General features: G+C 54.9%; 3 protein-coding genes. 1 reads left to right on the top strand and 2 read right to left on the bottom strand.

Annotated features, from left to right (window positions below):
- Positions 1 to 265 precede the first annotated feature (265 nt).
- Positions 266 to 2,089 carry an LTA synthase family protein gene (locus ACESY8_RS19500; protein WP_434307804.1) on the top strand — a complete coding sequence of 608 codons (1,824 nt, stop codon included), beginning with the start codon at positions 266 to 268 and terminating at the stop codon, positions 2,087 to 2,089.
- A gap of 485 nt (positions 2,090 to 2,574) precedes the next feature.
- Here the strand turns inward: ACESY8_RS19500 and ACESY8_RS19495 are convergent, their stop codons facing one another.
- Both ACESY8_RS19495 and ACESY8_RS19490 read right to left on the bottom strand, forming a co-directional pair.
- The gene (locus ACESY8_RS19495; RefSeq protein ID WP_082382945.1) at positions 2,575 to 3,120 is read right to left on the bottom strand and encodes a GNAT family N-acetyltransferase; all 546 of its coding nucleotides are present in this window, start codon (positions 3,118 to 3,120) and stop codon (positions 2,575 to 2,577) included.
- Positions 3,121 to 3,129: 9 nt separating this feature from the next.
- Entirely contained in the window at positions 3,130 to 3,606 is a 477-nt protein-coding gene (locus ACESY8_RS19490) for a TrmO family methyltransferase domain-containing protein (RefSeq protein ID WP_087360443.1), read from the bottom strand.
- Positions 3,607 to 3,889 lie beyond the last annotated feature (283 nt).

The following is a 3,889-nucleotide window of genomic DNA, read 5'->3' as shown; positions in this document are numbered from 1 at the left end:
ATGAAGCTGGACGAGAACGAGCGCGCCAACACCATCCGCCTCATGAAGGTCAAGGACATGTTACTGAAAGAGGCCATTGAAGAGAAGCGGGAGGCCGACGAGCGAGCCATCGAGGCCTTCGGCGGCCGCACAGGGGCGCCGGAGGAGACGTAAAGCAGCAAAAGGACGGACGTGCGCCGGTTCGGCGCCGTCCGTCCTTTTTTGACAGAGGGGAAATTCTGCGGTATAATCACAGACTATACCCTTAGATTCAGGAGAATACCCCATGAAACGAAGCATTTCGATTCCAACCGACGCCCTGTGGCAGGCGGGCTTCCTGCTGCTGACCCCGTTCACCGCCGCCTGGCTCATGCAGTTCACCTACGGCGTCCTGCCCTGGGCCATGCCCTTTCCGGCGCTGCTGGCCAACGCCCTGTGCATCGCCCTGCTGTACTGGCCCCTGTGTGGTCTGACCGGGCGCATCGCCCCCTGCTGCATCGGCATCCACATCGCCGCTGGTGCGTGGGGCGCGGCCAACTGCTTTGTCCAGTCCTTCCGGGGCACCCCCATCCTGCCCTGGGATCTCTCCGCCCTGGGCACCGCCGCCGATGTGGCGGGGAGCTACCGCTTTACGCCCACGTGGCAGATGCTGGCGGCCGTCGCCCTAGCGGCGGCCCTGGTTGTGTTCCTCCATCCGGAGAAACACAAGGCCCGCCTGCGCCTCACCGGAACGCGGCGGCCCCTGCGGCTGGTGTGCCTGGGGGCGGGGCTGGCCTGCCTCCTGCTCCTGTTCCCCACCGGGCGGCTGGAGCGTTTCGGTGTTAAGACCGATGTGTGGGACCCCGCCGGCTCCTACCGTGCTGGCGGCTGCCTGGCGGTATTCCTCCGCAACACGGAGTTCCTCGAGGTGGAGGAGCCGGAGGACGTCACGCCGGAGCGGCTGGAACAGATCATGGCCGGCGTGGAGCCGCCGGAGCCGGCGGCGGTTTCCGTGGAGCGGCCCAATATTGTGGCCATCATGAACGAGTCCTGGGCCGACTTTGAGGACTACGGAAACCTGACCCTCAGCGCCAGCGTCACCAACTACATCCGCTCCCTGGACAACGCGGTGTATGGCCACGCCTACACCTCGGTGTTCGGCGCGGGCACCAGCGCCAGCGAGTTCGAGTTCCTCACCGGCAACTCCATGGCCTTCCTGCCCTCGGGCAGCATCCCCTACCAGCAGTATGTGCTGGGGCCCACCGCCTCCCTGGCCTCCATTCTGAAGGCGGAGGGCTATTCCACCCTGGCCTTCCACCCTGGGGAGCGGGCCTCGTGGCAGCGAGATCGGGCCTACCCCCGGCTGGGCTTCGACTCCTACAAGTGCGGCGACGACATGGATGTGCCCCAGACCTTCGAGCACGGCTACGTCAGCGACCAGTCCGACTTTGAACAGATTATCTGGGAGCTTGAGCACAAGGAGGAGTGGAAGCCTCTGTTCCTGTTCAACGTCACCATCCAGAACCACGGCGGCTATACCGTGCCGGACTACCCGGCGCAGATCACCGTAGCCGACGCGCCGGGGGAGTACCCCATGGCGGAGCAGTACCTCACCTTGGCGGGCAAGACCGACGCGGCCTTCCGCGCCCTGGTGGAGTATCTCCGGGCCTTTGACGAGCCCACCATCGTGGTTATGTTCGGGGATCACCAGCCCTCGGTGGAGCAGGGCTTTCTGGATTTGGCCTACGGCGTCACCCAGGAGCAGATGACTATGGAGCAGTATATGGGCAAATACTATGTGCCCTTTGTCATCTGGGCCAACTATCCCCTGCCCGGGACGGGGCCGGAGACGACCAGCCTCAACTTCCTGGGCCAGTACCTCCTGCGGTACGCGGGCATTGCGGGCACCCCCTACGGGGACTTCCTGTGGCAGCTCCAGGAGGAGCTGCCCGCCCTCACCTTCGTGGGCTACGTGGATCAGACGGGCCGGGCCTACAGCCATCTGGAGACCAACGATTTCACCGCCCGGATTGAGGACTACCAGCGCCTCCAGTACAACAACCTGTTCGGCGGGAAAGACCGGCTGGCGGCCTTCTTTGACCCGGAGAGCGGAGGGGCAACCGGCGGTTGACAAAAGGAAACGGCGGCTTGGTTGCCAAAGGGGCTCCTGTTCGGCTATACTGGGAGGCAGAGAAGGGAGGGGGGGCCTGTGACCCTTGGGCAGCGTATTCAGGCGGAGGGCGCGGAGAGTCTTCATCGCCCGGGCCATCGGGGCGGCCTGGTATATGCGACGGAGCTCCCATGACCGGACACAAAAAGGAACCCCGCGGAGGGCAAGGTTTCATAATGAAGCTAAAGGCGGCGGTTTGCCTTGCCCTTTTTATACTGTGTAACCCACTATGACACTTTCGAGGAAAGTGCCTGTGGTTCAAAAAACAAGTCTCTGTCCGAGATAAGTATTGATGTGCATAGCTGACCTCTTTATTCATTCTCTATGAATACCCACTGGGAAACGAAAAGGAGCAAGGTGTATTTCAACCTTGCTCCTATCGGAGAGTATGTGCTATTCAGCTCAACAAATCGGGATTTGTCAATCTCTTGATACCATGTAATACATTAAGAAAAATCAGAATCAAGGATGCCATAAATATAATAATCACACCAAGTATTAACCATCTTCCCTTGCCTGATTAATCCTTCCCTTGTATATCCCGCCTTCTCTAATATTCGGCAAGAAGCTACATTTTTCACATCAACTTCCGTCCAGATTCTCTGAAGTTCTGTGTTTTTAAAACAAAATCTTGTCATAGCAGATAAGCTTTCCGTTCCATATCCTTTTCCATAGCATTCTTTTGATAAGCGGATTGCAATGGAAGCCATTCTGTCATTCTCGATTAGATAAACCCAGATATCACCAATAACCTTGTTAGAATCCTTTTGGGCAATTCCAAGATGAAAGCTCTTTGTCGGCGTATCTTCTTTCTCAAACAATAACTCTGGATTTTTTTCCACTTTACTTGGACCCTTTCCCCAATAGGTATAGATTGATTTATCTGGCATCCATTCCTTGAGTGCAGGAACATCAGCAGCTATCATCGGTCTAAGAATCAGTTTATCCGTTTCGATGGTTGGCTTATTATTTATATAGTCAGCAAGAGCCATACGCGCCTCCTAAAAGTTAAACTCTGATTCCCAATCAAACCTGCCACTTTCTTCATACGACTTAGGCCAATGTTTACACCACTCAGGAACACTTGGGTTTTCAATTCTATCAACACTTGGAACATAAGGCTTGAGATCAATTACCTTTGTTCCGTCAAAAGCATCGATATAATATAATCCGACAACTCCGTGCTCTACATCCACATAAGCAATATTTACGTTTGAAACCGCTATTGGGTTTGGCCTTTCCGGAGAATGTAAAGCAAATACTCCAATCTCATTAGGACCATTCTTATATGGCTTTTCTTCAACCAAAACATTTCTGCTAGATTCATTGTCACAGCCATCAGCCCACCAAAGAACCTGCACATGACTGTAGCCATCTAACCCCCTGAGTCCCTTCGCATACTTTTCGTCTAGATTAATACATACCATTTTCTCATTGTTTTCTATCTTTCCGATGGAAAAGATCCTCATATTGTTCATGTCAGAACCTCCGTTTTCTTTTCTCGTCGGGCGCCCTATATATATTGTACAAAGTGTAATTTATACTTCAACCCCCTTTTTTAAAACTCCCATCCTTATCGTTGCAATCATTGGAATTTTCTTGACCTGAAAGAAAGGATAAAACCACATCTACTTTTTTAGCACAGCTATCATAAAATAGCACCCGCCGAAAAACAACTTTTTTCGGCCGAGGACGTGAACCTCCGCAAGATCGCCATCGCCACCGCGGGCACCGTGGGCGCCGACCTGGCCAACCTGGTCA

It is taken from the genome of Clostridium sp. ATCC BAA-442 (assembly GCF_964239415.1).
GTDB classification, from domain to species: domain Bacteria; phylum Bacillota; class Clostridia; order Oscillospirales; family Oscillospiraceae; genus Flavonifractor; species Flavonifractor plautii.
Note: the sequence above shows the minus strand (reverse complement) of the source record. Positions and strands in the feature narration are given on the sequence as shown.

Coding starts and splice junctions, on each gene's coding strand:
- ACESY8_RS19495 (WP_082382945.1), bottom strand. CDS start 3,120: ATGGCTCTTGCTGACTATATAAATAATAAGCCAACCATCGAAACGGAT.
- ACESY8_RS19490 (WP_087360443.1), bottom strand. CDS start 3,606: ATGAACAATATGAGGATCTTTTCCATCGGAAAGATAGAAAACAATGAG.
- ACESY8_RS19500 (WP_434307804.1), top strand. CDS start 266: ATGAAACGAAGCATTTCGATTCCAACCGACGCCCTGTGGCAGGCGGGC.